Here is a 26,897-nt window from a genome sequence, read left to right as displayed (position 1 = left end):
GATAAAATCTCCCTTCCTTAAATCAGAGCACGCCGGCTTCGGTTTTGAGCTTTTCGACGAGCTCGGCGACCGACTTGACCTTGATGCCGGCCTTGCGGCCCGACGGCTCCTCGGTCTTCAGCACCTTGAGGCGGGCGGCGGTGTCGACGCCGAAGTCGGCCGGCGACTTCTTGTCGAGCGGCTTCTTCTTCGCCTTCATGATGTTCGGCAGTGAGGCGTAGCGCGGCTCGTTCAGGCGCAGGTCGGTGGTAACGACGGCCGGCAGCTTGATGTCGATCGTCTGCAGACCGCCGTCGACTTCGCGCGTCACGGTTGCTTTGCCATCGCCGATCTCGACCTTGGAGGCGAAGGTGCCTTGCGCCCAGCCGAGCAGGGCGGACAGCATCTGGCCGGTCTGGTTCGAATCGTCGTCGATTGCCTGCTTGCCGACGATAATCAGGCCCGGCTGTTCAGCCTCGGCCACACCCTTGACGATCTTGGCGACAGCGAGCGGCTCGACCTGGTCTTCGGTCTCAACCAGGATGGCGCGGTCGGCCCCCATGGCGAGCGCCGTGCGCAGCGTCTCTTCGGCCTTGGCCGGACCAACGGAAACGACGACGACTTCCTCAGCCTTGCCGGCTTCCTTCAGCCTGAGCGCTTCTTCGACCGAGATTTCGTCGAAGGGGTTCATCGACATCTTCACGTTCGCAAGTTCGACGCCCGAACCGTCTGCCTTCACGCGGATCTTGACGTTGTAGTCAACGACCCGCTTCACCGTCACAAGTATTTTCATGGATTCTTCCCTCCAAGAGCTTTCGCAGGAAAATGCGCCTTAACGGAGCCGCCTGATTGTCGGTTGGCGACATCGATACGCGTTTTTTCTCCAATTACAATCGCTGTACATGGCGCTAAATCGATATAATCCCGAGAATTGGAATTACGTTTACGTACACGTAAGAATGATCGATGGCAAGTGGCTTGGGGCCTGATGCGGCACTGTCCCGGCAGGGCCGGGCGCGCTTCAGGCAAGCCATTGAAATAACGGATCATCCTCGTTGAAGGCTGGCGATTGCCGGTGTCAGGATCCGGTCTGGCGTCCCCAGGGAACGGGCGATCTTGTCGCATCTGACGACGGCGGTTGGCTTGCGGTGACCGGTTCGGCCTTGTGCCGGACGGCGCGCGGCGTGACGATCGTGCGGTCGAAAAGCGGCACATCGCGGCGTCGCAAAATGACAACCAGAACCAGGCCCGCGACGATGCCGCCGACATGGGCGCTCCAGGACACGCCGCTGCCGGGATCGACGACCAGCATGAAGAACTGCTGGCCGATCCAGAAGGCAAGCGGGATGGCCGCGGGCAAGGGCAGCGGGATGCGGAAGAAGACAAGCACCCAGACGCGCACCTTCGGGTGTAGCAGGAAATAGGCGGCAACGACGCCGGAGATCGCGCCCGATGCGCCGATCAACGGCGCCTCGGAGGCCGGGTCGAGAAGCCCATGCGCCAGTGCGCCTGCAGCCGCGCAGAGAAGATAGAAGGCGAGATAGCGGAAGTGCCCGAGCGCATCCTCGACATTGTCGCCGAACACCCAGAGGAACAGCATGTTCATGGCGAGGTGCATGAAGTCGCCATGCAGGAAGGAATAGGTGACGAAGGTGAAGCCGTCGGGGACGACGACGAGCGAGGGATCAAGCTGCGCGTAGTCGAAAATGAGCGCCGGGATATAGCCGAAGCCCAGCAGCGCGGCGTTGGTGAATTGCTCGGAGGCAATCGGTCCGGTGATCAGCCAGACGGCAATGTTGATGACGATCAGGCTGATCGTGACGTACTGGACCTTGATGTGCTTCAGGGTGTTCGTATCGTGAAGCGGTATGAACATGCGGTCTCCCGAAGCACAGGTTATTGCCCGTTTCTCCCGCCGAATCTCGATCGGGCGCGACAATGCGCGAGCCGACGTTATCTGTTTTTTCCGGGAATCCAAAGGACGTCGGCTTGACCTTTGTCATTTGCAAAGCGCGCCGCGACGAACAGGAAATCCGACAGGCGATTGATATAGGCGATGGCTTCCGTGCTGACGACTTCACCTTCGATCTGGGCAAGGGCCACCACCTGGCGTTCCGCACGGCGTGCGACCGTGCGGGCGACGTGGAGGGCTGCGGAGGCGGGGCTTCCGGCCGGAAGCACGAAGGAGCGCAAGGGATCAAGTTCGGTATTCAGCCGGTCGATTTCGGTTTCGAGCCAGGTCACCTGCGCTGCGACGATGCGCAGCGGTTCGTATTGCGGCGGCTCGCCGGTGTCGGGTGTTGCGAGATCCGCGCCGAGATCGAAGAGATCGTTCTGGATCCGCATCAGTGCGGCGTCGAGATCGACGTTGCCGGCCGTATGCTGCCGAGCCAGGCCGACGAAGGCATTGGTTTCGTCCACTGCGCCATAAGCATCGACGCGCAGATCGCTCTTCAGCCGGCGCGGGCCGGAGACGAGCCCGGTGGTGCCGTTGTCACCCGTCCGGGTATAGATCTTGTTGAGCTTCACCATGGGCGGACGCAGTCCTCTAGCGCAATTTCAGGAACGGTGTGGAACGGTTGTCCGTTCGGAATTTGCGTCAGGTCGGACGGCCGCCGCCGGTGATCCAAAGGGTCACCATGATGAGCACGATCGCGATTGCCTGCAACAGTACACGCGCCTGCATCAACTTGTTGGACGTGTTGCCGCTGCCACCCTTTGCCATGTTCACGAGGCCGCGGATCAAAACGATCACGACCAGGCCCATGACGAACAGGGTCAAGCCGGTAAAGAAGCTGGACATCGAACTCTTCCTTGCAATTCTGCTTCAGCCAAGTCGGCCGATGATGCGATAAAACAGTGCCGCCGGCAGGAGCTTCTTCAGAAGCGCGCCCTGTCTGGCTGGCCTTGTTACAATATAGTGCGGTTTCGGTTTCTTTGCTGTCAGTGCGTGCTTCAAAACCGCATAAACCGCCTCCGGGCCGAGCTTTCCGGCCGCGGGTTTGCTTTCGCCTTTCAGGCGTCGCATCTGCCGCTCGTATTCGACGCGGTGCACCGAATTCTTGAGGTCGATGAAGCGCTCGATATAGGTAACGGCATTGGCGGTGAATTTCGATGTGATCGGCCCTGGCTCGATCAGGCTCACCTCGATACCGCTGCCGGCCAGCTCCATCTTGAGGGTGAGGGACAGGCCCTCGATCGCAAACTTGGAGGCGTTGTAGGCGCCGCGCCAGCGATAGGGCACGATGCCGAGGATGGAAGAGCACTGCACGATGCGGCCGCTGCCGCGCGCCCGCATCGCGGGGATCACCCGCCGCGTCAGGTCGTGCCAGCCAATCACGTTGGTCTCGAGCTGGAGCCTCAGCGCCTCGGTCGGCAGATCCTCGACCGCACCCGCCTGGCCATAGGCGCCGTTGTTGAACAGCGCGTCGATGCGCCCGCCGGAAAGCGCCAGCACCGTATCGGCCAGGGCAGCGATGCTCTCCGGCTTGGTGTAGTCCATCAGAAAGGTCTCGATGCCCTCGCTTTCAAGCGATTGCCGGTTCTCTTCCCGGCGCACGGTCGCAAAGACCCGCCAGCCGTCGGCATGAAGCGCGCGTGCGCAATGGGCGCCGATTCCGGAGGAGCATCCGGTGACAATGATTGTGGGGCGATCCGTCATCCGGTCGAATCCTGTAGAAATCCTGCCTCGGTTTCCCATATTCATCGGCGGGATACAATTGAATTGCGCAAGCCGGAACCCGCCAGCGTTGTCGCCGTTGGGGTCATGCGAAGCCAAGGAAACGGCGCCGAGACGGACGTACTGATCGGGTAGTCCCGGCGCCTCGTAGGATTGGAATGGAATGCCAGCGTTTATACGCATCACCTGGAAAGTCGTGTTCGATGCGCTCTGGCACTTCAGCCTCGACGACGGTTGGGCGATGGCGAGCCATGTGGCGCTGTCGTCGCTGCTCGCCGTCTTTCCCTTCCTGATTTTCGGCACGGCGCTCGGCAGCTTTCTCGGGGCCGACCAGTTTGCCGAAACGGCGGTGCATCTGATTTTCGATGCCTGGCCGGAATCGATCGCCAAGCCCATCGCCGACGAAATCGTGCGGGTGCTGACGATCCCGCGCGGTGGGCTCTTGACCGTTTCGGTGCTGGCCGCCGCCTATTTCGCCTCCAACGGCGTCGAGGCGCTGCGCGTCTCGCTCAATCGCGCCTATCGAGTGACCGAGAGCCGCTACTGGTACGTCACTCGGCTTGCGAGCCTCGGCTTCGTGCTTGCCGGCGTCCTGATCCTGGCCGCACTCAGCATTCTGCTCGTCGCCGTGCCGCTGGCGGTGCGTTATGCCGGACAGTGGCTCCCCTGGCTTGGTGGCGTGCTTGCGACCGTCGACAACTGGAGCCTGCCGCTCGCTCTCGTCGTGCTGACCAGCGGATTGCTCGTGTCCCATCTCTGGCTGCCGGATGGGCACCGTAAAGTGATCGACGTTTTGCCGGGCATCGCGCTGACGCTCGTTTGCTGGACGATCGGCGCTTATGCCTTTGCTTCGTACCTCGCGACCTTCGCCACCTATGTGTCTACCTATGCTGGCCTGGCGTCGATCATGATCGTGCTGGTGTTTCTCTACATGATCGCTGCAATCTTCATCATCGGCGCCGAGATCAATGCGGCGATCCTCAAATACAGGGTCAAGAGCATGGTGCGGCGCAGCTTCCAGCTGCGCAATGGCAACGACGCGGCCCGCGAGGAGCAGGACCTAGCCGATTAGCGCGCGGATTTCCTCCGCTGTGCGACCGGCGGCGCGGAAAGCGGCGATGCCGGTATCCTGGTTGCTCTTCGACAGCTTGCGCCCATCCGGGCCGAGGATCAGCCGGTGATGGTGATAGAGCGGTTCCGGCAGATCGAGAAGCCGCTGCAGCAGCCGGTGCACGGAGGTCGCATGATAGAGGTCGCGGCCGCGCACCACATGGGTGATGCCCTGCAACGCGTCGTCGACGACGACGGATAGATGGTAGCTTGACGGCGCATCGGAGCGCGACAGGATCACGTCGCCCCAGGCGGCGGGGTCGGCGATGATGGTGCCGGTTTCGTCCTCAGGACCATGGCCGCTCTCGGCCCAGCTCAGGTGGTCTTTTCCCAAAAGCGCGATGGCCTTCTCCATGTCGAGCCGCCAAGCATAGGCCTTGCCGCCCGCGGTGAGAGCCGCGCGCTCGGTTTGGGGCAATTCGCGCTCGCGGCCGGGATAGAGCGGGCTGCCGTCCGGATCGCGCGGCCAGGTCTGGCCGCCGGCTTCCGCATCGGCAACGGCGGCCTTGATTTCGCCGCGGGTCATGACCGAGGGGTAGATGACACCCAGCATGTCCAGCCGTTGAAGCGCCGACGCGTAGGCGTCGAGATGTTCCGATTGCCGGCGCACCGGGCGCTCCCAGTCGAGGCCGAGCCAGGCAAGGTCTTCGAAGATCGCCGCCTCGAATTCCGGGCGGCAGCGGGTCTGGTCGATATCCTCGATGCGCAGCAGGAAACGCCCGTTCGCGGCCTTCGCCATGTCATGGTTCAGCACCGCGGAAAGCGCGTGGCCGAGATGGAGCAGCCCGTTGGGGCTCGGGGCAAAACGGAAAACGGGTGGCGTGTCAGGCATGCTTTCCCTTTGCCATGGAAGGGGTATAAAAATCATCCGCTTTGTGGAGGCGTCATGCGGATCATCCGGACACATGAGGATATCGAGGCCGGGCTGTCAGGCCTGGTGATGCTCGATGCGCGCCTCGGGCACGTCGTTGCGAGAGCCGGCCCGGTGCCGCTCCGGCGCACCGATCCCGGCTATCGCGGCCTTGCCAGCATCATCGTCTCGCAAATGGTCTCGAAGGCAAGTGCGGCTGCGATCTGGCGGCGCATGGAAGAAAAGCTCGGCGAGGTCACGGCGGCAGGCGTCAATTCGCTGAGCGACGAGGATTGCCGGGCGATCGGGCTGTCGCGGGCGAAGGCCGAGGCGCTGAGGCGCGTGGCCGAGGTGGTCGTCAGCGGTCAGATCGATCTCGACGCGATCTGCAACATCGAAGGATCGGAGGCGATCCGGGAGCTGACGGCGATCAAGGGGGTGGGGCGCTGGACGGCGGAAGTCTATCTGCTCTTCTGCGCCGGTCATCCGGATGTCTTTCCCTCCGGCGACGTCGCGCTGCAAAACGCGATCGGTCACGGACTGGGCCTCGAACTGCGCCCGAGCGCACGCGAAATTGATTCGCTCGCCGCTTCGTGGTCGCCCTGGCGCAGCGTCGCCGCACGCCTCTTCTGGGCCTATTATTCACAGGAAATGCGTCGTGATGCTGTTCCTGTGACACCTTGAAGGAAAAAGCGAATCCAGCGCACGCATTTTTGTTTCCGGCTTCACAATCCTGTTGCAACGGGCCTAATATAGAAGGTGCAGATGCCGAATCGATCAGGAGAATACGCTTGACGATTGCAGTCTCACCACAGGCCTTGCCGGCGCTCGTCTTGAACGCTGACTATAGGCCGCTGAGTTACTACCCCTTGTCGCTTTGGTCCTGGCAGGACGCGATCAAGGCCGTCTTCCTTGACCGTGTAAATATCCTTGCCGAGTACGAACATTCGGTGTCGTCTCCGAGCTTCTCGATGCGACTGCCGAGCGTTGTTTGCCTCAAGAGCTACGTGCAGCCCTCACGCCACCCGGCCTTCACCCGGTTCAACGTGTTCCTGCGCGATAAATTCGAATGCCAGTATTGCGGTTCGCCCGACGATCTCACCTTCGATCACGTGGTGCCCCGCGCTCACGGCGGCCAGACGACCTGGGACAATGTCGTCGCAGCCTGCTCGCCCTGCAATCTACGCAAGGGCAGCAAGCTGCCGAAGCAAGCCGGCATGTTCCCGCACCAGAGGCCTTTCCAGCCGACGGTGCAGGACCTGCACAACAACGGCCGGCTCTTCCCGCCGAACCATCTGCATGAAAGCTGGATGGACTATCTCTACTGGGACGTCGAACTGCAGCCCTGACGCTGTTCGTGCCTTCTTGCCGGATCTAAGCCCAAAGCGGGGTCAGGAGAGGTGCGTGCGCTCGCGAACCCCTTGTTGGGGCGTTGCCTGTTTCCCGAGAGCGATCTGGGATCAGCGCGCCTTTGCCGCACCGCGCAAGGCGATTGCTGCGAGGATGAGGCTGGCGATCACATTCCATCCGGCAAAGGAGAGCCCGAGCACCCGCAAGGAGGCTTCGGTGCACGACGGGCCATGCTTGGAATCGAGATCGCCCAGCAGATCACCGACATTCGACGAAATCCCTTGCGCGGTCGTGGCGCAGGTGGACGGTCCTTCCCAGAAGCCCCATTCGGCGCCCGAGTGATAGACGCCCATGCCGGCGCCGACCAGCATCAGGATGCCGACGATGAGAAGCAGCGTGCGTGTCGTCCACGCCGGCAGTTTGAACGCGGTCGTGGCGATTGCCAAAACACCGACCGGGATGCCCCAGTAGTAGGGATCGCGCTGCAACAGGCAGAGCGCGCAGGGAATATAGCCACCGACATGCTCGAAGCCGAGCGCGCCGCCCACGGTCGCCGCCATGCCGAGTGTTACGATAACGGCGATCAGCAAATGCTGGCGGGATTGGGTGGCGGCGTCGATCATCTATACCTCGCGGGCGGCAACTCGAAACCGAGGGATGCCGCAGTGCAAACTGGATGGCGCCTTCTTAGGCAGGATCGTGCGCGCTGTAAATCGCAGCGGCTGCGACCGGCCCGCACGCTTTCGTGATTGTTGGTCGTGCATCCTGAAAATGATGGTTGACCACGGCGAAATCCTTCGTGTAAATCCGAGCCGCTGATATCGCACTTCCCTGAGCCCCATTGGCGGAATTGGTAGACGCGCTCGACTCAAAATCGAGTTCCGAAAGGAGTGCTGGTTCGACCCCGGCATGGGGCACCACCTACACCTAACTGCTATTGTTTTTGTTGTTCTTTTTCGCTGTTTTTGCCCCACATTTTCGCACCTCGAAATGTGTGGGACAAAATACGGCCTACTTTTGTTCCGGCACGAGCTTATGCATGGCGCCTGCCGCCATCTGTTTGCGGCGGGCTTTCTTGGTGTAGGTCGTCGTCTGGTTCTTCGTGGTCCAGCCGAAAATTGCCATCAGCTCTTCGTCCGTCGCGCCGTTCTCGGCGGCGATCGTGGCGCCGGCTTTCCGCAGGCCGTGAGTGGTGCAATGGAACAATCCGGCCTGGTCGCACCAGTCCCGCATCTTGTTGCCGAGGCCGTTCGTTGTGAATGGTTTGCCGAACTCGGTGACGAGGAAGGTCAGGTTTCCAGTCGGGCACTCTTCGATTGTCTTTTGCAGCTCCGGCAGCACCGGAATGTCGACGATGACGCCGCTCGACTTGCGCGTCTTCTCCGGACGGATGGTCAATTGGCCATTGCGAATATGCTGGAGGCCGACAATGGAGAGACTGTCGAGTCGCAGGCCGGTGTAGAGCGCCAGGTGCAGCATGAGGCGCGCCTTCGTGCCGGCGCCGTGTATGGCCTCGTACTGGCGCACCTCGTCGACCGTCCACGTGTGGAAGCCGTCGCCGGAGTGTAAGAGTTTGATCTTCGCGGCCGGGTTCATCTGCGCGAGGTCGCTTTCGACGGCCCAAGCGAACAATGCGGAGATGGCCTTCTTCACATCGTTGCGCGAACCCGGTTTGTCTCGGACGGCGTCGCGGATCTCGACGACATGGCGCTTGCGCATGTCAGCATAGGGTAGGTCGCCACAACGAGCTGTGCCGAACTTGTAATCGCAGACCTCTTCCAGGATGGTCGCGCGACGCGCCATGACGCCGGCGCTGATGGTTGCGCGGCGCTTGTACTCCGCATAGAGCCAATCGACGGTTCCTTCGGCGGGATCTCGTTTCAGCGTCACACCGGCAGGCGGCGGCTCTGTGCCTTCGGGCACGTAGGGTATTCCAAGGCGGGCGCAGGCGACTTCCTTATCGAAGGCATCCGTCCCGGGCGTCTCCTTGAGGCGCACTTTCTTGCGACCTGGTGCGCGAAAATAGTAGCGGGCTTCCCTGGTGCGCCAGTCGCGATCGAGGCTCACGCCCTTCGGCAGTTTGTCATCAAGCCTTTTTGGCATTATCGAAAGCGTTCCCTTGTGGTCGCAGCTCGTCGGGATCTCGGCTCATGCCGGCCTTGTGCGGTAGCGCTCGGAAGCTCGCCCAAAGCTCGTCGACATCCCAGATGTTTCGCCCGCCGAGCACCCTCGGTTGCGGCATGGTGCCAACTTCAACGGCGCTGTCAAACAGGGAGACACTGATGCTCAGCAACAGCGCTGCCTGTTCGCGCGTAACGCCAAAGGGCGGAAGACTTGGGGGAAGCACGGCAGAGCGGCGAGCGCGCGTGTCGACGGCGGCCATTTCTCGGCTCATTGGGTGATCTCCTCGCATTCGAGCGGTGGCCCGCCGTTGTGGCCGAGCATGGCAGCTGCGCGCGCTTGGTCGCGTCGCCTCTGGTTCTGCTTATGTGTCACCAGCTCCGTGTGCTTCGGGTCCGGATTGACGCAAAGGCGGTTGCGGCATTTGTGGTCGAGCTGCTTCTTACCGGGAATGTAACCGTGCTCGTTGGTCCACATGACCAGGTGCACGGCGACCGTCTGGCCGCCGAGCGACATGCGCGGGTAATCCTTGCCTCGGCCTGTCTTTCCCGATGTTGGGCCTCGCCAGATCCAGCAGCCGGTAACGGGGTCGATGAAAACCCGCGACATGATCTTTTGGAAGATTTCCAGCCGGCGGCCGTTCATCCGTGCCGCCTCCATGCGTCGAAGGCGTTGACCAGGCTGCGCCAACGGGCTGCTGCGTCCTGGTTGCTGTCCAGCTCGCGTCGCGAAGAGATCTTGAGAATGGAGCGGACCTTGGTCGCGGCGCGATCCTTCGTCAGGGGGCGCTGGAGGCCGTGGCGTTCCTCAAGGTATTTTAGGAAGGCCGGCTCGCCGCACTTCATGGCGCATTCGGCGGCGAACTGTTTGGGCTTCGGCTCGCGCGCGTCGAGTTTCTGGCGCAGCTCGCGGATCTCGCGGAACGCATGCTGCAGCAGGAAATCCATCGCGCGCATATAGGTTGGCGCGTGCGTCATGATCCGGCGATCGTCGTAACCGCAGGCGGGCAGGAGGTGGGCGATCGGCTCCACCTCTCCGGTCAGTACGTCCTTAGCGCAGATCTCGGCGTGGCCGCTCTCGACAGCATATGATTCGCACCATTCCTCGCTGGCGAGGCCGAGCAGGTGACGTGCGTCCAGATATGTCCTTTTGGCGAAGTCAATGTTCATGATTTCGCCTCGCCGGCGTCGTTGGCAACGAGCAGCAAGACATCGGCATGGCAAGGGTCGTCGAGTTCGCACCAGCAGGCGAGGTTCTTGCCTTTCAGGTCTCGCCGGATCTCTGCGCATGTCGGCGGCGTGCCGAGTTCCGGCAACTTACCGCCGATCCACGCGTCGAAGCATTTCACGGCGTGCTGCTGCCATATGCCCTCGATCGGCGGACGGCCGAGTTCCCCATGGATCGCCTGGAGTTCGTCGAAGTCCTGTTTGATGACCGGATTGCCGTATTTTGACGGCCGCGCGACCTTGACCGCTGACAGGCCATTCGCAGCAAGGCTGGTGTCTTGAAGGCTAAAGCCCTTGCGGCGGGAAAGCTGGAGCCGGATGGCCTTCATGGCTGGCGGACCTCTGTGGCCCGGTCACTCTCGAGCATTTTCTGCCAGTGCTTGAAGCCGTCGAACTTGCGGCGCTCGCGTTCGGATTCGCCTTTGAACGGCTCGTCCAGAACGTCGAAAAGCCAGCGCAGCGCCGCCTTGAGGTCGGCCACCTCGTCGAAGAGGTGCGTCCGGTTGAGCTTGTGCGTGACCGGCTCCGCTTCCTGGAAGCCCTGGATGAGGCAGCGGGCTAAAGCCTGAGAAAGCTCTCCGCATTCCTCGGCGCACTTGCCAAGTGCCTGGTGCAGAACGATGTCCGTTTCCGGTTTCCAAGGGGTGATGCTCATGCCGCGACCCTCCAGTCTGCGCCTTTGTGCTCGGCCTCGATCGCTTTCACGTGCATCGAGATCCGGGGGAGAGACACGTGCATCACCTGGTAGGTGCCACGCTCGATGCAGCGGACGGTGTGGACGATGCGGCGATCGTCGGGCGCGGCGGAACGCTGCTGCGCGCCAATCCAGCGAGGAAGACGCAGGCGCAGATAGCGCTCCATGGACGGGAGCGGCACTGCGAAGCGCAGCGCCATGTCGTGCGCGGTCGCGCCCTGCTCCCAAAGGCGGTGGACGATCGGTTCGGCGGGGATGGCGCCGTCGAGAGGGTAATGGCCCATCAGACGCGAGCCTCCGATGCAAACTGCCATTCTTTTTTGACTGCCGTGTAGCCGGCGAGGAACACCGACATCGACAAGGCGGCCGTCATGGCAAGCGTGACGCAGAGAAGCCGAAAGCGGCTGTAGCCGGCGTCAAGGCGTGCTTTGTTATGGCCGGTGAAGTGCTCATTCATGATCAGAGACTCCGATTGAGGACAGCGAAGGGAACACCTTCGATGTCGGCCCGAAGGCCGACGCCGAAAGCGTTCGGCCTCAGGCGGCGCGGCGGGCCTGGACGCGCGTGGGGATGCTGCTCAACGATCTGGCAAATGCCGTTTCGCGTGCGGCGTCGCCGTGCTTCAGGATCTCTTGGCGGGTGAAGCCGCGCAGCAGCAGGTCGCGTTCGGTGCAACCGTCACCGGCAAAGCGCATGGCCTCGGCCATGGAATGGGTGATCTCTTCTGGGGTGTTGCCGAGCTGATTTTGCATTTGATGTCTCCAAGGGTGGTTAGAAACCTCCCTGGGCGGCGCGGAGACGTTTGACTTCCGCGCCGCCGCTGCATCGGGAGGCGCGTGTATATTTGACAAATAGGCAAATTGCCGTCAGCAGCTTTTTGCCAGATAGGCAAATTTTGACTTGAGGCCTTGCCAATCGGGCAACAAAAAACCCGGCGCAAGGCCGGGTTTGGAGTTCTCGATGTTCGCAGGGTTAGCGCATTGCTAACATTCTGCGGCTCAAGTTGGTCCTGGCCGACGCTGAGAGTTTGGTCCACTGGCCGCTTCTGATTACGGACTGGATAGCCGCCAGCCATACGATCTCGACGCCTCTGATGGGCGGTGCATTGTGGCTTTCGAGGTCGTAAGTATGAGGCGTTGGCCCGCGCAAGACCCGCTTGAGGTAGCGCTTTCCGGAGCTGGTCTTAACGGCTGCCTCCCAGCCAATAACGTCTTCGACGTTGGTGCCTTGCTTCCAGCAAATGATGATGTCGCCGGGGTCGTAGCGCGGCCACATAGATTCCCCAGTAACTTCAAAGGCCAATGCATCATCAGGAAGGGGGAATGGGGTCTCGATCTCGTAAAGCCCCTCTGGTGGGACTTGTTCATCCTCAGGCAATATTTCCGCTCCTGCACCGATCCGGCCCATTACGGCAATGACGCGACGCTCTTCTGTCGGGGCCTCCGCCAAAAGGTCACGTGGATCCACGCCCAACGCATGAGCGAAGAGATTTAGCTTTCCTACCGATAGGTTCCTTCCGCCACTCTCCAGCCGCGAAACGTATGAAACCGACAAGTGCGTCGCTTCAGCGAGCTGCTCGATAGTCATGTCGCGCTCTTCGCGAAACTCTCGGATACGGTTTGGTGCAGGTGCTTTGTCCATATGGCAAATTTCAACCGCCTGTGGAATTTGCGCCAGAGCCAAATAGGCAAAGTCGCCGTTGACAAAAATTTGCCTATTTGGCAATAATCCGCGCCATGAACGCACTTCAGTCCTTCCTCGACCAGAAAAGAGAGCGCCTTTCCGCGTTCGCTATTCGCATTGGCCGGTCTCCGAGCACGCTTTCGCGCACCCTCGCGGGGGAACGAAATCCTAGTGTCGACCTGGCCCTTGATGTGGAGGCAGGCACGGAAGGCGCAGTAACTGCGTCGGAGTTCCTTTCGATATGCCTCACCGCGCGAAAGGCTGCCGAATGACGATGTTCCCCAAGCAAGGGCTGAAGCCTGTCCTCCTCCTGAAGGTGAATGACCTTGCCACCTGGCGGGGGCGCGCCACTGACCTGCGCGCCCCTGCCTCTTTTCTTCAACGTGAAAGGTTGAGCCGATGCAGAATGCTGAGAAGTTTAGTTTCGGGCGCGCTTGGCTACGCGAGCGGCTCCGCCTACTCCTGCAGCCGTCGAAACCCGCTGAAAGCGAAAAGCAGAGGCGTCGTGATAGGCAGAACGCTGCACTGGATGCGCGCTGCGCTGCGCTCAGAGCGCGGTTCGTCGAAAAGTTTGGCGACCAGCACCCCGCAGTTGTGGCCCTTGATGAAGCTGAAGCGCGGGCTCGCGCGGCCGACGTCTGACCTATTGTTGTTGCCCGTAGTCCGTGCGCGCATCCCTCATCTCGATGGCGCGCTCGACGATGTGGAGCGCAGTGAAAAGGTTGCGACGACCACGGGGGCCGTCCGGGTGGACCTCCGCATCCCACTTCGCCTGGTGAACGAAGTCGTTCAGGTCGATGGTCTTGGACTTCGCCAGCATCATCAGCATGAGTGCTGCGACATACCTCGTTTCGTCGAGTTCCCCTTCCAATGCTTCGATGCGCTCTTCGGGCGTGATTGCTTCTTCCGCCATGTCCGTTTCTCCGAATGGTTGTTGCGAACACAACGGAGCATCTACCGGCGCTGGCGGCAAGCACGCCGGGGAGCTTTTCCCCGGCGTGAACAGCCTGTGGTTTCGTATCCATGCGGGCCTCCCTGATCTGACGGACTGAATTTCGCACTTCGAGACCTTTCCCAAAACGGGAAAACCCGACCGGATTTCCCGGCGCGGGAACGCTTTTTTCTTGTCTGGAGACAGTCATGTCCGACGCCTTCCTCTACCGCGTGAAAGCTGCGCAGCGTGACCTGATCGAACGTTGCGGTGGCATCGAGCGCGCCGTGACCATCACCGGCTTTTCGAAGAGCCATGTCGGCCGCTGGAACAACCCGAACGACCCCGATCTGATGCCGATCGGCGCCGTTCGCGCGCTGGAGCAGGACTGCGGCCAGCCGCTGATCACTGCCGTGATGGCGGAAGCCAGCGGCCGGCGGCTGACAGACCCGGAAGCCGAAAGGCAATCCGAGGTCAACGTGCTTGCCGCGCACGCTGAGGTGATGCGCCTTTCCGGCGAGCTGGCGAATTGCGTCGCAGTCGCGATCTCAGACGGGCATTTCTCGCCGACCGAAGCGGCCAGCGTCGACCGTGTGGCGGCTTCCCTCGAAAAGGCGATGTCCGAGCTGCGCGCGATGGCAGCCGTCGTCAAGGCGCAGGGCGGCATGTCCGCATCGCTGCGGCTCGTGAGGGACTGATGGCCTCTCTTCCTCGCCAGATCCTGATCGAGCGCGTGCTTCAGCTTTGGCACGACGGCCAGCACGACACGTACGCCATCGCCGCGCTGCTCGACATCGACGAGCGCGAGGTCTGCGAAATCATCGAACAGTCTGAAAGGCGGGCGCTGTGACCGAAGGGCTGCCGAAGAACTTGGGCGAGAACGCGGAAAGACTCCTGTCGGCGGCGCTCGCCGCCGGCGTTCTGGTCGTCGATACTGAGCGGGACATGAGGGCTAGCCGGAACCTCAACGGCCGGGGACTACTGCGCCGCAATCCGCAGGACGCGTGCATCTGGTATCCGACCGACAAGGCATACAGCCTATCGGGCGTGGACCGGCCCGCCGATATGGAGCTTGCGAACCATTGCGGCGCAGTCGTCGCCATTCTTGCCGCGAACCATGCGCAGGCGTCCGACATCGAGCCGATCGACATCGACGGCGGCGGCGTAGAGGTTGCGATCGCGCCTCCTTCGGCCCTGGCCCGCCTGCCGCATCATCCGCTGGCCGCACTTTTTCCGATGATCCCGGATGACGAGTTGCGCGAGTTGGCGGACGACATCGCCGCGCATGGCCAGCAGCAGCCGGTCTGGCTTCTCGACGGCGCGATCATAGACGGGCGCAACCGGGAGGCGGCGTGCCACATGGCGGGCATCGATGCCTGGACGAAGGAGTATGAGGGCGACGACCCGCTCGGCTTCGTACTTTCTCTCAACCTACGCCGCCGTCACCTGAGCGAAAGCCAGCGTGCCATGGTCGCGGCAAAGATCGTCATCTGGAAACGGGGTGTAAACCAGCACACGACAGGGTCAGCAAATTTGCCGACCCGTGATGCCGCCCGCATGCTTTCCGTTTCCGAAAGGGCTGTCATCGCCGCACGCCGGATCGATACGCATGGCATCAAGGAGCTTTCAGCAGCGATACGCGAGGGCAAGCTTTCGGTGCATACCGGCGAGGCGCTGACGCGGCTGGAGCATGAGGCACAGCAAGAGATTCTCAGGCGCGAGAAGAAGGAGATCGTCGCCAAGTCGAAAGAAATCCGTCGCAACGATGCTGAGAAGCGCCATCAGGTGCGGCTGGCACACATGGCGCATGTCGTCGAAAGCGGGGCGGCTACCGCTGGCCGGGTCGCGCAGAAGTTTCCCGTTATCTACGCCGACCCGCCTTGGAAATTCGGCGTTCATTCGGAGGTTACCGGGCGGGAGAAGAGCGCGGAAAACCACTACCCGACGATGGAAACCGGCGCGATCTGCCGGCTATTCGGCGAGATCGGCGACCCGGCCAAAGCTGATGCCGTTCTCTTTCTTTGGGCGACCAATCCGATGTTGCCAGATGCACTGCGTGTCATGGATGCGTGGGGCTTTGCCTATGTTCATCACTGGATCTGGGACAAGGAAGTGGCCGGAACCGGCTATTGGGGCCGCGACCGGCACGAGCTGCTGTTAATCGGCAAGCGGGGCAGTCCTGTCGCGCCCTTGCCGGGCACGCAGCCCCAGACCGTTTATTCGGAGCGCAAGGGCGGGCACAGCGCCAAGCCCGCATTCTTCGCGGAGACGATCGAGCGGCTCTATCCGGACTTGCCTCGGCTGGAAATGTTCTGTCGCGCGCCTCGGGCCGGCTGGACCGCGTGGGGGTACGAGACCGGGGAGGGGCGTGAGTGATCAACATCCTCGACCGGCGCTCATCCGTCGACGTCATGCGCGACTACGACGCCCTGCCGAAACCCGTGCGCGAGGCGGTCGCCAGCGCCCATTTCGCTTACGACCCTCGAATTCTGGCGAAACGGATCGCGCGCGGCAGGTCGCCTGATGATGTCGTTGCCATGATCCGGCCGCTCGCCGCGAGGAGTGCGCAATGACGGCGCCGCTTCCCATTGTCGAAGAATTGCTCGACGCGTCGGACGATGCCGCTCGGGCTCGCTGGATCCTCAATGCACCGCTGGACGTGCTTCTGCGCGACCAGATGGCAATTCGCGCCGCGCTCCAGCGGGCGGGGTTTCAGCCGGGCCTTACGTGCCTGGCAACCGAAATCGCCGCGCTCTGCGGCACCCGCTGCGATGACGGCGGCCGCCCCATCACCATGCGGGTCTCGCGGGAGTACGCGCGCCTGCAGCTCGTCGAAATCGCGCGAAAAAAGGACGATCACCGATGAGCGCAGGCCGATTCAACTTACTCGGAGCGGATAGTCCGGTCCTCAGTTGCCGGATGGGTCTGCAGTACCCGGTCACACTGGCGCAGGATTTTTCGGCAGTATTCATCGACGCCAGTCAGGTTCTGAATCAGGGACGTCAGCAGCGCTTCTTCGGCTGCTGCTCGCGCTTCATCTACCTCCGCGGCCCGTACCGCGGCTCGTACTGCCTCCAAAATCTTTTGAGGCGGTCGGCGGACCCACGCGATCGTATGAGTGCCAAGTTCAAATTGCTCCTCGAGTTCATCAAGGACAGGATTTGCAAGCTCCTCTGTCAGCAATTCCAACGCAATTTCATAGGCTCTGGCGCGCTTCGTAAACGATTCACTCTGATAGTCGTCGGGCACGCGGCGCACACGGTTCATGACGGACGACAATCGCACAATCAGCTCGCGCATGCGCTGCGCCAGTCTCCGTTTGGTATCGACTTGCTTCTGTTCGGCCGCATTGTAAGCGTTTCGGGCGTCGCGCACCTGCTGGCTAAGCAAGTAGATAGAAATGAATGCAGCGACGCCGGCGAACCATCCACTTGTGGCCGAGATCCAATCGCGCACACAGTGTTCGTCCGCTGCACCCGTGCAGACTCCTGCGCGCATGGGCGGCGAGCCGAAGATAACAAACGCGAAAACCGCGAACACGACAGCCGGTCCCAACCAGCGCATAGTCCTATCGCTCGGTCTGATATCCATCCCCAATCTCCCTCAATATTACCCCATCACCTATCTGAAATGCCGACTGCGCCGCAATGGGTGCGTGCATGAGCGGCTTCGCACATCTCGTCTCTGTGTCTGGGGGGAAGGATTCGACCGCGACCTATCTGCGCGCCATGGAACGCGGTTTGCCGTTTCAGGCCGTCTTCGCTGACACTGGCAACGAGCACGAGGCAACATATGATGCCGTCCGCCGCCTCCCGCAGCTGACAGGCGGCCCGGACATAATTTGGGTAAAGGCTGACTTCACCGAGAAATTGGCCCGCAAGCGCGAATATGTCGCGCGTCGCTGGCCTATGGAAGGCGTGCCGGATGCCAAGGTTCAGATGGCTCTGGCGCTGCTTCATCCAACGGGCGTTCCCTTTCTGGACTTGTGCCTGTGGAAGACGCGGTTCCCTTCGGCCAAAACGCGCTTCTGCACGGATGAACTGAAAATCTCTCCCATGTTCCACGACGTCCAGCGACCATTGCTGGAGGCGGGTAGAAAGCTCATCTCTTGGCAGGGTGTCCGGGCGGCGGAGAGTATCGCGCGGTCAGATCTTCCGCGACTGCAGCGGATAAATCCGGTCCCGCACTCCCTGCCGAAGGCGCTCCAAGATCTCGGCGCTCAATGGGTCGCATATGCATATCGGCCGTTGATTAGCTGGAGCGTCGAGGACGTCTTTGCGTACGCCGATCGGTTCGGCATCCCTCGAAACTTTCTCTACGCTTTGGGCTTTACGCGGGTCGGCTGCTTTCCCTGTGTCATGTGCCGCAAAGAGGAAATGCGCCTGATCGGCACGCGCTTTCCGGAGCACGTGGATAGGCTGGCGAATTGGGAGGCGCTTGTTTCTGACGTTTCGAAACGCGGAAACTCCACCTTCTTCAACGTAACCGACGACCCTCTACTCGCTAATGGCTGGCAGAGCGACGACTACGACTGGTCGCTGTCTCGCACCGGCATCCGCGCCCGCGTCGAGTGGTCGAAGACATCGCGGGGAGGGCTCCAGTACGACGCTTTCCTCGCTGCAGCTGAAAACATTGGAACATCATGCAATGAATGGGGGGCCTGCGAGTGAGCACGGCGCGACTATCAATTATTCCGGGCTGGCTGGTCACCGATCAGCGGCTTAAGGGGCGGGATCTGCAGGTTCTCTGCGTTCTCGGGCGGCATACCAGCAGCAAGCACGGATGGTGCCGGCGCAGTCAGGTGAAGATGTCCGAAGAGATCGGCTGCGCCCGCTCGACGGTGCAGACTTCGCTCGATCGCCTCGTTGTGATCGGGGCCGTGGAGCGGCGCGTTGTTGTCAGCGACAACGGTCGGGACAGCGCGCACTGGTATCGCGTGATCTACGATCGCGAGACGCCGGAATCTGCCTTCCAATCGTGGGACAATGACGGCGATCTTTCCGACGAGGAATTTGCTCCTGTTTCCGGCGAGGAAGAGGGCGCACCCCCCTGCCGGTATACCGGCACCCCTGCCGATATATCGGCACCCCCTGCCGGTCCAGAGTCGGCACCCCCTGCCGGTCCTGGATCGGCACCTATTAACGACTCTTGTTTAACGCCTCCTGCTGAACGAAGTGAGAGAGCGCGCGCGAGCGATGACGAGAAGGTTGAAAGCCGGCAGTCGATCGAACGTGGCTTCAAGCGCTGGTTCCCGACGTGGCCGACCAATCTCGACGACAGCGAAACGGAAGCACGCAAGGCCTGGTATCGGCTGACGCCTGCCGAGCGCAGGGAAGCTCTCGAACTCACGCCGGCCTATCTCCGGGCGCGCGAGCAGCTCGGCCGGACGAAGAAGGGCACGGTGGCCGCTGGCAAGTACCTTCACGAGAAGCGCTGGCAGCGACTTGGCGTCGTGGCGGCCGCTGCGGTCAACCCGCCAAGCGTGCACAAGCCATTCAGCAAGGCGTGGCAGGCCTTGGCGATAAGCCGCCTGCTTGAGCCAGATGCGCCCATGCCGGCGATGACGCCCTTCCTCCAGCAGACTGTGAAGGCTGGAGGCCCTATGGCTGATCGCGTTCGCCGTGAGCATCGCCAACGCTGGGCTTGGCCGAAGGTCAGCGAGATGTATGCGGCGGCGGAGCAGTTTCGCGGCCAGGTCATCGACGGCGCCATCGTCGAGGCGGGCGAGGGCTTCAAGAGCTACCACGTCGATTCCGCGGAGGTGCAGGCCTATCGGCAGCTCTATGAGCGAATGGAATGGCCATGGCCTCGCATGGGCGACGCCAAGTGGATCTGCTTCCCGCTGATAGAGGCTGGCGGCAGCGTCGAAGCGGCAATCGAGACGTTCAAGGCAACCATCAGCGAGGGGCAGGGTGACCATGATGCAGCATAGGGGAATGAAGGGTCAGCCGATCGCAACGCAGGCCAAAGACGGTTTCAGGGACCGTATGCGGCGAATCACACAAGCAAGTTTGAAGGCAGCAACAATGAAAGTGACCGAAATGCACCCCGATAGCGCCCGTTGGTACTGCCTCCATGTGAAAAAGGGCAGAGAGTTTGATGTGGAAAACACGCTGGCAGCGGCCAATGTCGAGGCCTATATGCCGCGCGAAAAGGACAGTTACATCCGACGTGGCAAGAAGATCGACGTGGTGCAGCCTGCCGTTCCTGGCTACCTGTTAGTGCGGTTGGTACCGTCTCCGGAAGCTTTCCTTGGGCTTCGCCATCAGAACCATGTGGTCGATTTCGTTGGTGGAACGGGTGGCTATCACGTCGTCAAAGACGTTCACGTCGCTGTTTTCAAAGCGCTATTCGGCGATGGTAATGCGCCACGGGTCGCCACCGACAAGACGATCGGTCAGGGCACCGAAGCAGACATCGTGTTTGGTCCGTTTACCGGATTCCGATGTGTTGTTACTGCCGTGAAGTGGTGCCGAGAGGCTCGGGCGAGCGTACGTATCGACGTGCAGGGCCGTTCGTTCGACATCGAGCGAATGCCTCTTGCACATCTGAAGAAGTTGTGAGAGTCATTTTGCTACGGACGAGCCGGATGACGTTACCCTCCGATCCCCTAGATCAGATCTAGGGCAGAGTAGGCGAAAGCCTCAGGGAACCAACGCACCGGCCCCATGCCCTCAAGCCTCCATGCGAGGCACCGATTCAGGGCGAGTGCTACTGCTATGAGAATATGACAGGCGGCCGAAAGGTCGCCTTTTTCGTTTAAGAGATATGAGCATCTCGCAGGCTTTCGAACGATGATTGATGCACATATCAGGTTCGATCTCTCGAAGTTTGAGCGGTCCCTTACGGACATTGAGCGAAAGCAGCTGCCGTACGCAATCATGCTGACTCTGAACGAGACGGCAAAGGGCGGGCGGCTCGAAGTGCAGCGCGAGATGGATCGCGTGTTCGATCGGCCGACACCTTATGCGAAACGCGGCGTCGTCTTTGATCGGGCAACCAGGCAAAATCTGCAGGCAGCCGTCGTCGTGACCGGAGATCGAACCAAGGGAGGGTTGCCAGCAACCGCGTTCCTTGGGCCACAGATCGAAGGCGGGATGCGTACGCATAAGGCTTTCGAGCGGCAATTGATCGACCGCAACCTGATGAAGCGCAACGAAGTGGCAGTTCCTGCCAAGCGTGCGCCTCTCGATCGATACGGCAACATGACGCAAGGGTTTCTCAACCGTGTCATGGCGGACCTGCAGATCGACTATCGCGGTGCCGGTGCTACCCGCGTCCGCTCTGACAAGTCGGTCAAGCGGAACAAGAACTACAAGAACGCGCGGTTCTTCGCAGCGAAACGCCCGGGCCATTTGTTTCCGGGCGTCTGGCAGCGAGACCCGACCACGCAGGCGATCTTTCCGGTCATCCTGTTCGTGTCGCAGAGCACGTATCGCATCCGCCTTCACCTTCGCGAGGTCGTCGAGCGTTATGTGACCGCGAACATTCACGACCACTTCGCCGCCGCCTTCGAAAGGGCGGTTCGGACGGCCCGCTGACCCGGTCGACCGGTTCGCGGGTCCTTCCTGGCGAAGTCCGGCCTACGGGTATTTGGCACCGCGGTGGTTGCCTAGTCTGAGCGACTTTTTGAAGCCTAAAGTCAGAGCCTAAACTAAAGAGCTTGGCTAAAGTCGAAAGCTAAAATGAGCCTGTCCGCTGACACGATGACGAAGGGTGCCTTCGCCGCCCACATCGGCGTGAGTGCTGGCCGGATCTCGCAGTACATCGCTGAAGGCAAGATCTACGGCGATGCACTTGAAGGTGAGGGCAGGGCGGCGAAGATCAGGCCGGCTGTTGCCCAGTCGCAGTTGCAGAAGACGCTTGAGCCGTCCCAGCGCTTTGGCGCGAACGGGCAGGCATCGTTGAACATGCCGACCCGCCAGCCGGCGCTGAACCTCGGTGGCCGCCCGCCGCGACCGGCCGCAGTGCCGCCTTCCTTCGATCCGGACGAGCCGGAGCTGATTGTCAGGGATGACGTCGCCGACAAGTTGGCAGCCGAGCGCCTCAGGCAGCAGCAGATCAAGACCGCCCAGCTGGAGCGTGAGGAAGCGCTTGAAGTTGGGCGCTACATGCTTGCCGACGATGCCAGGCGTCAGACGGTCAAGGCCGTAACTGAGGCCTTCAAGGTGATGGAACTCGCAATACCCGCCATGGCGAAGACGATGGCTGCACAGTTCGATGTGCCCATGCACGACGCGATGCATGCCTTGCTCAAGTCGTTCCGCGAAGCGCGGGCAAAGGCAGCGAAGGATTTTGCCACCTCCGCCGCCGAGCTGGCTGAACATGTCGAGGATGAACAGACGTGACGATGTTGTTCAACCCTGAGCGGATGGCGTATTCGGTCCTTGCCGAGATCTGCGAGCCGCCGCCATCGGTTGATTACCTCGCATGGGCCAAGCAGAACATTGAGTTCTCTGAGCGCATCACCGACCATCCCGGCAAGTACAACGAGGATCTTGTTCCGTTCTTCTCGGAGATCCTGAGGGCGCTTTCGCCCGAGGACCCCTGCAATATCGTCAGCCTGGCAAAGTCGGCGCAGATCGGCGGCACCATCTGCGCCAACATCTTTACACTCGGCTCGCTCGACATGGCGCCCGGCGATTTCCTCTACGTCCACCCGACTGAGGAAAACGCGTCGCGCTGGTCGAAGACGAAGCTGATGCCGCTGGTGCGAGAGATGCCTGCCGTCGCAAAACTGTTCTCGCAGAACAGCCGCGATGCCAGCAACTCGGTGCTCTACAAGGAGCGCATCGACGGCCGAGGAGCCATTCAGGCGGCAGGCGCCAACTCGCCGGCGGGCCTGTCGATGATCTCGCCGCGAAAGCAGGTGCAGGACGATCTTGCCAAGTGGCAGATGAACGAGGCTGGCGACCCGGAGGCCCAGGCGGACAGCCGCAGCAAAGCGTTCTTCAACGCCAAGGTCTTTAAGATTTCGACGCCGATGGTGGAGCCGGGATGCAAGATCACGGCGAATTATCGAGAAGGAACGCAGGAGAGCTACCACGTACCTTGCCCGCACAAAGAGTGTGGCGGGTTGCAGGAGCTGCGCTGGGAAAACATGCGGGATCACCTTGATCCGGAGCATCCCGAGAAAGCGCACTTCGTTTGCATCCATTGCGGTGGCGAGATCCATGAGCATCATCGAGAATGGATGGTGCTTCCGAGGAACGGTGCGAAGTGGGTCGCGAAGTACCCGGAGCGTGCGCGCCGCCACCGGTCGTTTCGGGTCTGGATGGCCTATTCGCCATTTGAACGCTGGGAGAACCTGGCGCGCGAATGGCTCTCCCTTCAAGCCGGTGGACCGGAGAAGCGGGACAATGGCTCCGGAGCCGAGCAAACCTTCTTCAACGACTGGCTCGGTCTTGCCTATGAGGCGGACAACAAGGCGGTCGATTGGGAAGTTCTGCGCGACCGCGGTGAGGAGCAAGGTTTCCGCCGCGGCGTCATTCCGGCCGAAGCGCTCGTGTTGGTGCTCGGCCTTGACGTTCAGGGCGACCGTGTCGAGTGGCTCCTTGTCGGTTACGGCCGCAACCGCTATCGCGCCGTCATAGACCACGGCGTCATCGACAATCGCGCCGGCAGCCACCTCCCAGGCTACAAGGAGCATTCCGGCCACATCTCGGAGCCTGAGGTTCGGGCGGCGCTCGACAAGTTGCTGCAGCGCGAGTGGACTGACGATCTCGGCCGCAAGCGCCTGGCCGATCGCCTCGCGATCGATGGCAACGCATACACGGACGACGTGTGGAACTGGGTTCGCAAGCACCCGAAATCTCGCGTCATCATGGTTCGCGGTGGCAACACCGAGGCCGCGCCGCCGATCGTGCAAACGAAAGAGTACGACAAACGCGGCAAGCCGAAAAAGCAGAAGTGGTCGTCGCGCTTCTTCACGTTCAATGCCTCGGCCTTCAAGCTGCGGCTCTATCGTGACTACAAGAAAAGCGATCCGGAACGGGCAGGCTACATCCGCTTTGCCAGAGGGTTTGGCGACGACTTCTACCAGCAGGCGACCTCGGAGGCGCGCGTGCCGGAAAAGACCCGTAGCGGCCACACCCGTTATGTCTGGAAGTTGCTCGACGGTCGCCGCAACGAAATCATCGACATGCTCAATCAGAGCCTTGCCGGTGCCTATCGCTGGGGCGTGCCGTACTGGACGGACGAAGAGTGGGACGCAATAGCCGACCGCCTCGGCCGGATAGAAGCTCCGCAACAGGGCGACCTCGAAGACCAACTCAACAGGGTTGAGGTGAAAACGGAAACGCCGGCAGAAACGACGGCGACCGAAGCATCATCGCGGCTCGCCGCCGCGCTTGCGCGTGCCGAGCGGGCTCGCCAGCGCAACAATCGCTAGGATCTCACATGGCTTTGACCGAACAGGAACGTGCCGTGCTGCAGGCGCGGCTCACGGAAGCGCGCGAGGCACTCCACCAACTGGAGATCGGCCGCGCGGAAGTCAGCCTTAACTACAACGGCGAGGCGATCACCTATGTCGCAGCCAATGCCGGGAACTTGCGCCAGTACGTGCGCAGTCTTGAGGCGCAGCTTGGCCAGCGTCGAATGGGCCGAGCCCGTAGCCGAGGGGTGATCTTCGGATGAGCGATGTCGCGATTTACGGCCCGGATGACAAGCCGTTGCCCGATGCCCTGCGCGCAGCTGCGCGTATGCAGATGACGAAGAACCGGATGATGGCATCTACCGCTTACCAGGGTGCCGCCAATGATCATCCGTCTCTTGCCAAATGGCGGCCGGGCACCTGGTCGGGCCAGTCGGCGTTGTCGTGGAACCGCGTCGACCTGGTCGACCGTCTCAACGACGTCGCCCGCAATGACGGCTGGGGTGCTGCCGGTACCTCGCGTCTCGTTGACAACATCATCGGTTCGGGCTGGACGCTTGCCGCCAGGCCGAACCACGTCTCGCTCAACATGACGTTCGAACAAGCCGATGCGATCTCCGACAGGATCGAGGCCTTGTGGCGCGACTACACGCATGACGTCGACAAGTGGTGCGATGCCGAGCGGACGAAAACGATGGCCGGTATTCTCGGCCTTGCCGCGCGTCAACGGTTCGGCCCTGAGGGCGAGGCGATGGGCGTCATCGTCTGGCACGACAACGCTCCGTTGTTCCAGACCGCTGTTCATGTCGTCGACCCGGCACGATGCTCAAACCCGAATGGGCGCATGGATGACGAGTTCCTGCGCGACGGGGTCGTGATCAACGGTTACGGCGCACCGCAGGGCTATCATTTCCGCAAGTCGCATCCCGGCGAAATCTTCGCCGGCAATACCGGGCTGTGGCAATGGGAGTATGTCGAGCGGGAAACCGAATGGGGGCGACCGATCGTCGTTCATGCCTTCGAACAGAAGCGCGCCGGCATGACGCGCGGGGTTTCGGACTGGGCGCCCATCATCCGCTCGATCAAACAGTCGACCGATTATGAGGACTTCGAAAGCCAGGCGGCGGCATTGAACGCAGTCATGGCCGCCTTCATCGAGACGCCCTTCGATCCGGAAGAGTTTCTCGACGCCATGGGCGAAGACGTGTCGGCCCAGAAGGTTGCAAGCGTCTACGGCGAGATGTCGGACGCGCAGAAGGCCTATTACAGCGCTGCGCCGATCGACCTTCCCGGCGTTCGCGTCAACATGCTGCAGCCGGGGGAAAAGGCGACCCTGACAAAGCCGGAGCATCCGAATGCGAACTTCGAGGCCTTCGTGAATGCTGCGTTGCGCAAGGTCGCGAGCGCGATCGGCATCACCTACGAGCAGCTGACCATGGACTGGAGCAACGTCAACTACTCGTCGGCACGTGCCGCCCTGCTCGAAATCTGGCGTGGACTGACGGCAAAGAAGGGCGGTTTTGCAGCCCAGTTCATGGCCCCGATCTATCGTGCGTTCCTTGAGGAGATCTTCGACAAGGGCCTGATCGCACTTCCCGCCGGCGCCGTGCCGTTCGACCAGAACCCGGCGGCCTGGTGCCACGCGGACTGGATCGGTCCTGGCCGTGGCTGGATTGATCCGTTGCGCGAAGCGCAGGCTGCCGGCGAGCGCATCGAAAACAACCTGACGACGCTGCAGCAGGAATCGGCAGAGCAGGGCAGGGATTGGAAGATGGACGCGCTGCAGCGGGCACGCGAGCGCAGCTTCTATGAAAAACTGGGCTTGCCCATGGGGCCTGCCGATGTCCCGGCGCGTCCACGCGTGAACCCGGCTGATGATCGCGAACCCGGGGAGGATACCGAGGAGGAGGTCAACGGCCGCAAGTCTGCCCGCCGGCACCCGGTCGGCATCCCTGCGATTGCCAGAAGGAAACCGGCATGAGGAACTATCCTGAAATCGCCAGCCGTATGTTCGGTACGCCGCTGATGTTGCACCCTGCAAAGGGCGACATCATTGCGCGTGCCTTCGGGCCACGGGTCCTCGGTGCGCCGGATGTTGCCGCGCATGTGGCGGGTGGCGAAGAGATGGGCCTGATCGGCGAGAAGCTGCGGGACGCGAAGGACTATTGGGGAGACGACGTCTACAAAGGCCCCAAGATGTTGTCCGAACGTGGCATTGCGCTGATCGAGATCGAGGGCTCTTTGGTCAACAAGGGCAAGTGGATCGGCCAGTCGTGCGGTATGACGAGCTATGAAGCGATTGCGCTTCAGGTTCGCGATTGCATTGAGCGCGCCGACGTCAAGGCAGTGGTGCTTGAGGTTGACAGCTTTGGCGGCGAGGTGACTGGCGCCTTTGATTGCGCCGAGCAGATCTTCGAGCTTTCGCAGATGAAGCCGACGATCGCAGTGCTTACCGATCATGCTTGCTCTGCCGGTTATCTGTGTGCATCGCCGGCCCGACAGGTCGTCATTCCTCAGACCGGGATCTGCGGTTCTATCGGTGTCATTTCCATGCATGTCGACATGAGCGCGTGGCTGGCAAAGGAGGGTCTGAACGTCACGATCCTTTCAGCTGGCGCGCACAAGGCCGACTTCAATCCCTATCAGGCTATCCCCGAAGATGTCTTGAAACAGGAACTCGCCGAGCTCGAAGAGCTTCGCGTCGAATTTGCAGCGACCGTTGCGCGCTTCCGCGCCGGCCGCCTCACACAGCAATCCGCTCTCGCCACAGAGGCGCGGTTCTATCGCGGACAAAAGGCGGTTGAGGCCGGCCTCGCCGACGCGGTTGTACGTCCTTCGCAGGTCCTTGCGGCCTTCGAAGCGGAACTGAGCCGGACAGCCGGCTAACCCACCATCACACGGA

Annotated in this window: 36 protein-coding genes and 1 tRNA gene; 18 read left to right on the top strand and 19 right to left on the bottom strand. The window is 61.6% G+C overall.

Annotation, left to right across the window (positions count from 1 at the left end):
- Positions 1–22 precede the first annotated feature (22 nt).
- From FA04_RS14075 to FA04_RS14055, 5 genes are all read right to left on the bottom strand, one after another.
- Entirely contained in the window at positions 23–772 is a 750-nt protein-coding gene (locus FA04_RS14075) for an electron transfer flavoprotein subunit beta/FixA family protein (protein WP_060518495.1), read from the bottom strand.
- A 285-nt stretch (positions 773–1,057) separates the two neighbouring features.
- The gene (locus FA04_RS14070; protein WP_034797866.1) at positions 1,058–1,855 is read right to left on the bottom strand and encodes a rhomboid family intramembrane serine protease; all 798 of its coding nucleotides are present in this window, start codon (positions 1,853–1,855) and stop codon (positions 1,058–1,060) included.
- Positions 1,856–1,932: 77 nt separating this feature from the next.
- A complete protein-coding gene (locus FA04_RS14065; protein WP_034797864.1) occupies positions 1,933–2,511 on the bottom strand; it encodes a cob(I)yrinic acid a,c-diamide adenosyltransferase in 579 nt (192 codons plus the stop codon).
- Positions 2,512–2,578: 67 nt separating this feature from the next.
- Complete coding sequence (locus tag FA04_RS14060) at positions 2,579–2,782, bottom strand: twin transmembrane helix small protein (RefSeq protein ID WP_034797863.1); 204 nt, start codon at positions 2,780–2,782, stop codon at positions 2,579–2,581.
- 24 nt (positions 2,783–2,806) lie between these two features.
- Entirely contained in the window at positions 2,807–3,640 is an 834-nt protein-coding gene (locus FA04_RS14055) for an SDR family oxidoreductase (RefSeq protein WP_034797862.1), read from the bottom strand.
- A 181-nt stretch (positions 3,641–3,821) separates the two neighbouring features.
- Between FA04_RS14055 and FA04_RS14050 the strand changes: the two genes are divergently transcribed.
- Positions 3,822–4,730, top strand: coding sequence for a YihY/virulence factor BrkB family protein (locus tag FA04_RS14050; protein ID WP_034797861.1), 909 nt, complete (start codon positions 3,822–3,824; stop codon positions 4,728–4,730).
- Here the strand turns inward: FA04_RS14050 and gluQRS are convergent.
- Positions 4,719–5,600 (bottom strand): tRNA glutamyl-Q(34) synthetase GluQRS, encoded by an 882-nt coding sequence (gene gluQRS, locus FA04_RS14045; protein ID WP_034797860.1) that lies wholly within the window; start codon positions 5,598–5,600, stop codon positions 4,719–4,721. The two genes, FA04_RS14050 and gluQRS, sit on opposite strands and share 12 nt — an antisense overlap.
- 54 nt (positions 5,601–5,654) lie before the next feature.
- Between gluQRS and FA04_RS14040 the strand changes: the two genes are divergently transcribed.
- Together FA04_RS14040 and FA04_RS14035 are read left to right on the top strand one after the other, a co-directional pair.
- The gene (locus FA04_RS14040; protein ID WP_034797859.1) at positions 5,655–6,302 is read left to right on the top strand and encodes a DNA-3-methyladenine glycosylase family protein; all 648 of its coding nucleotides are present in this window, start codon (positions 5,655–5,657) and stop codon (positions 6,300–6,302) included.
- Positions 6,303–6,409: 107 nt separating this feature from the next.
- Positions 6,410–6,967: an HNH endonuclease gene (locus tag FA04_RS14035; RefSeq protein ID WP_034797858.1), complete on the top strand. Its 558-nt coding sequence runs from the start codon at positions 6,410–6,412 to the stop codon at positions 6,965–6,967.
- Between the two features lie 111 nt (positions 6,968–7,078).
- Here FA04_RS14035 and FA04_RS14030 read toward each other — a convergent pair whose 3' ends face one another.
- Complete coding sequence (locus FA04_RS14030) at positions 7,079–7,591, bottom strand: disulfide bond formation protein B (RefSeq protein WP_034797856.1); 513 nt, start codon at positions 7,589–7,591, stop codon at positions 7,079–7,081.
- 212 nt (positions 7,592–7,803) lie between these two features.
- On the opposite strand from FA04_RS14030, the gene FA04_RS14025 reads away from it, so the two are divergent.
- Positions 7,804–7,888 (top strand) — tRNA-Leu (locus tag FA04_RS14025).
- 91 nt (positions 7,889–7,979) lie between these two features.
- Here the strand turns inward: FA04_RS14025 and FA04_RS14020 are convergent.
- The 11 genes from FA04_RS14020 to FA04_RS13965 all read right to left on the bottom strand — a co-directional run bounded on the left by FA04_RS14020 (position 7,980) and on the right by FA04_RS13965 (position 13,605).
- Positions 7,980–9,071: a tyrosine-type recombinase/integrase gene (locus FA04_RS14020; RefSeq protein ID WP_051659388.1), complete on the bottom strand. Its 1,092-nt coding sequence runs from the start codon at positions 9,069–9,071 to the stop codon at positions 7,980–7,982.
- Entirely contained in the window at positions 9,055–9,363 is a 309-nt protein-coding gene (locus FA04_RS14015) for a hypothetical protein (RefSeq protein WP_208870271.1), read from the bottom strand. The genes FA04_RS14020 and FA04_RS14015 overlap by 17 nt, the downstream gene beginning before the upstream one ends.
- Complete coding sequence (locus tag FA04_RS14010; protein ID WP_034797854.1) at positions 9,360–9,734, bottom strand: HNH endonuclease signature motif containing protein; 375 nt, start codon at positions 9,732–9,734, stop codon at positions 9,360–9,362. The genes FA04_RS14015 and FA04_RS14010 overlap by 4 nt, the downstream gene beginning before the upstream one ends.
- Complete coding sequence (locus tag FA04_RS35890; RefSeq protein WP_034797852.1) at positions 9,731–10,258, bottom strand: hypothetical protein; 528 nt, start codon at positions 10,256–10,258, stop codon at positions 9,731–9,733. Before FA04_RS35890 ends, FA04_RS14010 begins: the two co-directional genes overlap by 4 nt.
- The gene (locus tag FA04_RS14000) at positions 10,255–10,644 is read right to left on the bottom strand and encodes a DUF4326 domain-containing protein (protein WP_034797850.1); all 390 of its coding nucleotides are present in this window, start codon (positions 10,642–10,644) and stop codon (positions 10,255–10,257) included. The genes FA04_RS35890 and FA04_RS14000 overlap by 4 nt, the downstream gene beginning before the upstream one ends.
- Positions 10,641–10,970, bottom strand: a complete 330-nt coding sequence (locus FA04_RS13995; protein ID WP_034797848.1) for a nucleoside triphosphate pyrophosphohydrolase family protein — start codon at positions 10,968–10,970, stop codon at positions 10,641–10,643. Before FA04_RS13995 ends, FA04_RS14000 begins: the two co-directional genes overlap by 4 nt.
- Positions 10,967–11,293 (bottom strand): hypothetical protein, encoded by a 327-nt coding sequence (locus FA04_RS13990; protein ID WP_051659387.1) that lies wholly within the window; start codon positions 11,291–11,293, stop codon positions 10,967–10,969. The genes FA04_RS13995 and FA04_RS13990 overlap by 4 nt, the downstream gene beginning before the upstream one ends.
- Complete coding sequence (locus FA04_RS35645) at positions 11,293–11,466, bottom strand: hypothetical protein (protein ID WP_167550699.1); 174 nt, start codon at positions 11,464–11,466, stop codon at positions 11,293–11,295. Before FA04_RS35645 ends, FA04_RS13990 begins: the two co-directional genes overlap by 1 nt.
- A 79-nt stretch (positions 11,467–11,545) precedes the next feature.
- Positions 11,546–11,761, bottom strand: coding sequence for a hypothetical protein (locus FA04_RS13985; protein ID WP_034797846.1), 216 nt, complete (start codon positions 11,759–11,761; stop codon positions 11,546–11,548).
- Between the two features lie 220 nt (positions 11,762–11,981).
- A complete protein-coding gene (locus FA04_RS13980) occupies positions 11,982–12,755 on the bottom strand; it encodes an XRE family transcriptional regulator (protein WP_234798706.1) in 774 nt (257 codons plus the stop codon).
- A gap of 580 nt (positions 12,756–13,335) precedes the next feature.
- Positions 13,336–13,605, bottom strand: a complete 270-nt coding sequence (locus FA04_RS13965; protein WP_034797838.1) for a hypothetical protein — start codon at positions 13,603–13,605, stop codon at positions 13,336–13,338.
- Between the two features lie 227 nt (positions 13,606–13,832).
- Between FA04_RS13965 and FA04_RS13960 the strand changes: the two genes are divergently transcribed.
- From FA04_RS13960 to FA04_RS13945, 5 genes are read left to right on the top strand one after another with little or no spacing between them, the layout of a single operon-like run.
- The gene (locus tag FA04_RS13960; RefSeq protein WP_034797836.1) at positions 13,833–14,321 is read left to right on the top strand and encodes a phage regulatory CII family protein; all 489 of its coding nucleotides are present in this window, start codon (positions 13,833–13,835) and stop codon (positions 14,319–14,321) included.
- Positions 14,321–14,473, top strand: a complete 153-nt coding sequence (locus FA04_RS35640) for a hypothetical protein (protein WP_167550698.1) — start codon at positions 14,321–14,323, stop codon at positions 14,471–14,473. The genes FA04_RS13960 and FA04_RS35640 overlap by 1 nt, the downstream gene beginning before the upstream one ends.
- On the top strand, positions 14,470–15,999 hold the full coding sequence (locus FA04_RS13955; RefSeq protein WP_034797834.1) for an MT-A70 family methyltransferase: 1,530 nt from the start codon (positions 14,470–14,472) through the stop codon (positions 15,997–15,999). Before FA04_RS35640 ends, FA04_RS13955 begins: the two co-directional genes overlap by 4 nt.
- Positions 15,996–16,196, top strand: a complete 201-nt coding sequence (locus tag FA04_RS13950) for a DUF6525 family protein (protein ID WP_034797832.1) — start codon at positions 15,996–15,998, stop codon at positions 16,194–16,196. Before FA04_RS13955 ends, FA04_RS13950 begins: the two co-directional genes overlap by 4 nt.
- Positions 16,193–16,489, top strand: a complete 297-nt coding sequence (locus FA04_RS13945) for a hypothetical protein (protein WP_034797831.1) — start codon at positions 16,193–16,195, stop codon at positions 16,487–16,489. Before FA04_RS13950 ends, FA04_RS13945 begins: the two co-directional genes overlap by 4 nt.
- Positions 16,490–16,506: 17 nt before the next feature.
- On the opposite strand, the gene FA04_RS13940 is transcribed toward FA04_RS13945, so the two are convergent.
- A complete protein-coding gene (locus tag FA04_RS13940; RefSeq protein ID WP_034797829.1) occupies positions 16,507–17,214 on the bottom strand; it encodes a hypothetical protein in 708 nt (235 codons plus the stop codon).
- A gap of 68 nt (positions 17,215–17,282) precedes the next feature.
- On the opposite strand from FA04_RS13940, the gene FA04_RS13935 reads away from it, so the two are divergent.
- The 9 genes from FA04_RS13935 to FA04_RS13895 all read left to right on the top strand — a co-directional run bounded on the left by FA04_RS13935 (position 17,283) and on the right by FA04_RS13895 (position 26,881).
- Entirely contained in the window at positions 17,283–18,293 is a 1,011-nt protein-coding gene (locus FA04_RS13935) for a phosphoadenosine phosphosulfate reductase domain-containing protein (RefSeq protein ID WP_064817020.1), read from the top strand.
- Entirely contained in the window at positions 18,290–19,555 is a 1,266-nt protein-coding gene (locus FA04_RS13930) for a hypothetical protein (protein WP_156552983.1), read from the top strand. The genes FA04_RS13935 and FA04_RS13930 overlap by 4 nt, the downstream gene beginning before the upstream one ends.
- On the top strand, positions 19,542–20,186 hold the full coding sequence (gene nusG / locus FA04_RS13925; protein ID WP_034797823.1) for a transcription termination/antitermination protein NusG: 645 nt from the start codon (positions 19,542–19,544) through the stop codon (positions 20,184–20,186). Before FA04_RS13930 ends, nusG begins: the two co-directional genes overlap by 14 nt.
- Positions 20,187–20,417: 231 nt before the next feature.
- Positions 20,418–21,164 carry a hypothetical protein gene (locus FA04_RS13920; RefSeq protein ID WP_034797821.1) on the top strand — a complete coding sequence of 249 codons (747 nt, stop codon included), beginning with the start codon at positions 20,418–20,420 and terminating at the stop codon, positions 21,162–21,164.
- A 144-nt stretch (positions 21,165–21,308) separates the two neighbouring features.
- On the top strand, positions 21,309–21,971 hold the full coding sequence (locus FA04_RS13915; RefSeq protein WP_034797819.1) for a hypothetical protein: 663 nt from the start codon (positions 21,309–21,311) through the stop codon (positions 21,969–21,971).
- On the top strand, positions 21,968–24,013 hold the full coding sequence (locus tag FA04_RS13910) for a phage terminase large subunit family protein (RefSeq protein ID WP_034797817.1): 2,046 nt from the start codon (positions 21,968–21,970) through the stop codon (positions 24,011–24,013). The genes FA04_RS13915 and FA04_RS13910 overlap by 4 nt, the downstream gene beginning before the upstream one ends.
- A gap of 8 nt (positions 24,014–24,021) precedes the next feature.
- Complete coding sequence (gene gpW, locus FA04_RS13905; RefSeq protein ID WP_034797815.1) at positions 24,022–24,258, top strand: gpW family head-tail joining protein; 237 nt, start codon at positions 24,022–24,024, stop codon at positions 24,256–24,258.
- Positions 24,255–25,976: a phage portal protein gene (locus tag FA04_RS13900; RefSeq protein ID WP_034797813.1), complete on the top strand. Its 1,722-nt coding sequence runs from the start codon at positions 24,255–24,257 to the stop codon at positions 25,974–25,976. The genes gpW and FA04_RS13900 overlap by 4 nt, the downstream gene beginning before the upstream one ends.
- Positions 25,973–26,881: a S49 family peptidase gene (locus FA04_RS13895; protein WP_034797811.1), complete on the top strand. Its 909-nt coding sequence runs from the start codon at positions 25,973–25,975 to the stop codon at positions 26,879–26,881. The genes FA04_RS13900 and FA04_RS13895 overlap by 4 nt, the downstream gene beginning before the upstream one ends.
- The last annotated feature ends 16 nt before the right edge of the window (positions 26,882–26,897 follow it).

This window comes from Ensifer adhaerens, assembly GCF_000697965.2.
In the GTDB taxonomy this organism is placed as follows: domain Bacteria; phylum Pseudomonadota; class Alphaproteobacteria; order Rhizobiales; family Rhizobiaceae; genus Ensifer; species Ensifer adhaerens.
The sequence above is the reverse complement of the archived record's forward strand: the minus strand, read 5'-3'. Positions and strand labels throughout refer to the sequence as shown.